Annotated in this window: 3 protein-coding genes; 2 read left to right on the forward strand and 1 reads right to left on the reverse strand. The window is 72.1% G+C overall.

The window, feature by feature from the left end; all coding sequences use genetic code 11:
* Nucleotides 1-133 precede the first annotated feature (133 nt).
* A complete protein-coding gene (locus tag CKO13_RS11720; protein WP_200261244.1) occupies nt 134-823 on the forward strand; it encodes a glutathione S-transferase N-terminal domain-containing protein in 690 nt (229 codons plus the stop codon).
* 21 nt (nt 824-844) lie between these two features.
* Here CKO13_RS11720 and CKO13_RS11725 read toward each other — a convergent pair whose 3' ends face one another.
* Nucleotides 845-1,492 (reverse strand): TetR/AcrR family transcriptional regulator, encoded by a 648-nt coding sequence (locus tag CKO13_RS11725; RefSeq protein WP_200261246.1) that lies wholly within the window; start codon nt 1,490-1,492, stop codon nt 845-847.
* Nucleotides 1,493-1,596: 104 nt separating this feature from the next.
* On the opposite strand from CKO13_RS11725, the gene mazG reads away from it, so the two are divergent.
* A partial coding sequence (gene mazG, locus CKO13_RS11730) for a nucleoside triphosphate pyrophosphohydrolase (RefSeq protein WP_200261248.1) occupies nt 1,597-2,253 on the forward strand: 657 nt, incomplete at its 3' end.

Raw genomic sequence — 2,253 nt, forward strand, 5'->3', positions numbered from 1 at the left:
CTCGGTACTCATGGGGGCATTGTATCGGATCCGGCCTTCGACGTAGAAAAGATTCCTGCCCTAGAATGCTTCGTAGATATCCCGCCTGCGCCGGCCACCGGGGCCGGCGACGATCCGTCGACGAGGAGCCGCCATGATTGAGCTCTACAGCTGGCCGACCCCCAACGGGCAGAAGGTGCACATCGCCCTCGAGGAGATGGGGCTGACCTATGAGGCCCATCCGGTGAACATCACCCAGGGCGAGCAGTTCGAGGAGGGCTTCCTGCGCATCAGCCCGAACAACCGCATCCCGGCCATCGTCGACCGCCAGGGCCCGGGCGGCGAGGCGCTGAGCCTCTTCGAGTCCGGCGCCATCCTGCTCTACCTGGCGGAGAAGACCGGCCGCTTCCTGCCCGCGGATCCGGCGGGGCGCTACCGGACCATCGAGTGGCTGATGTTCCAGATGGGCGGCGTGGGGCCGATGTTCGGCCAGTGCGGCCACTTCCGCAACCAGGCCCCGGAGCGGGTGGAGTACGGCATCGAGCGCTACACCCGCGAGGCCGAGCGGCTGCTCCAGGTCCTCGACCGGCGCCTCGGCGAGGCGGCCTACCTCGGCGGCGAGGCCTACACCATCGCCGACATGGCCACCTTCCCGTGGGTCGAGGTCGGCGAGCGCCTCGGCCAGCGCATGGGCGACTTCCCCAACGTCCTGCGCTGGCGCGACGCCGTCGCCGAGCGCCCCGGCGTCGAGCGCGGCATGGCGGTGCTGCGCGAGCGCACCGTCAAGCCCGAGGAGCTCGACGAGCAGGCCCGCCGGAACCTCTTCGGCGCCCGCGAGGAGTAGGCTGCGGCGGGGCGCGGCGCCCTACCGGGCGCCCTCGCCCCCGCCGCCCTCCGGGGGGAGGATGCCGCCCTGGATGAAGGCGGTGGCCGTCTCGAGGGCCTGCTCGAGCGGCGGGACGTCGTCGCCCCAGAGGAGGTGGCGCTTGCCCATGAAGAAGGCGACCCCGATCAGCGCCAGCGCCTGGGTGTAGGGGTCGCCGCGGCGGATCTCGCCGCGCCCCTGGGCGGCGCGCAGCCGCTCGGCGTAGCCGCTGGCGAGGGTGGTGAAGTACCAGCGGTGGGCCTCCGGGTCGACGAACTGCGACTCCATGACGATCCGGTAGAGGTTCTCGTGCTCGCGGCAGAAGCGCAGGAAGGCCTCGAGGCCGATGCGCTCGGCCTCGGCGCGGCTCGCCGCCCCGGCGATGGCCTCGCTGAGGTGGCGGCGCATGGTGCGGTTCATGTGCTCGACGAGCGCCCGGAAGATCTCCTCCTTGGAGCGGAAGTAGAGGTAGAAGGTCCCCTGGGCGACGCCGGCGCGCTGGGTGATGCTGCTGATCGAGGCGTGGTGGAAGCCGCGCTCGCCGAACTCGCCCTCCGCCGCGCCGAGCAGCTTGCGCCGCGTGCGCTCGCCGCGCTCGGTGGCCGGGCCGGTCTCGGGGGTCAGGGAGGAGGGGGGTCGCGTGGCCATCGTGCCGGATTATTCCATCTGATACTAGATTAAGCTAAGTTGCGCGGATCGCGGGTGTCAAATCCGTTCGATCCTTGAGGACTTCGCCGGCGAAGGGGGTGAGCGTGGACGCAGTGGATCGGCTACTGGCGATTATGGCCCGGCTGCGGGACCCGCAGCGCGGCTGCCCGTGGGACCTCGAGCAGGACTTCCGCTCCATCGCCCCGCACACGCTCGAGGAGGCCTACGAGGTCGTCGACGCCATCGAGCAGGGCGAGACCGACGGGCTCCGCGACGAGCTCGGGGACCTGCTGCTGCAGGTGATCTTCCACGCCCGGCTCGCCGAGGAGGGCGGCCACTTCGGCTTCGAGGCGGTCGCCCACGCCCTCGAGGACAAGCTGATCCGTCGCCACCCCCACGTCTTCGGCGAGGCCGCCGCCGGCGAGCCCGGCGCCGTGACCGAGCACTGGGAGGCGATCAAGGCCGCCGAGCGCCGCGCCAAGGGCGAGGGCGAGAGCGTGCTCGACGGCGTCGCCGCGGCGCTGCCGGCCCTGCTCCGGGCGGAGAAGCTCCAGCGCCGGGCGGCCCGGGTCGGCTTCGACTGGCCGGATCACCGCGGCGCCCTCGAGAAGGTGCGCGAGGAGCTCGGCGAGCTCGAGGCCGAGCTGCCCCAGGGCGATGGGCAGCGGCTCGAGGCGGAGCTCGGCGACCTGCTCTTCGCCGTGGTCAACCTCGCCCGGCACCTGGGGGTCGACCCGGAGCGGGCCCTGCGCGGCACCGGG

This window comes from Halorhodospira neutriphila (genome assembly GCF_016584055.1).
GTDB lineage: Bacteria > Pseudomonadota > Gammaproteobacteria > Nitrococcales > Halorhodospiraceae > Halorhodospira > Halorhodospira neutriphila.

Bases quoted from the DNA above. Each gene is read 5' to 3' on its own strand.
- CKO13_RS11725 (WP_200261246.1), bottom strand. From the start codon at position 1,492: ATGGCCACGCGACCCCCCTCCTCCCTGACCCCCGAGACCGGCCCGGCC.
- CKO13_RS11720 (WP_200261244.1), top strand. From the start codon at position 134: ATGATTGAGCTCTACAGCTGGCCGACCCCCAACGGGCAGAAGGTGCAC.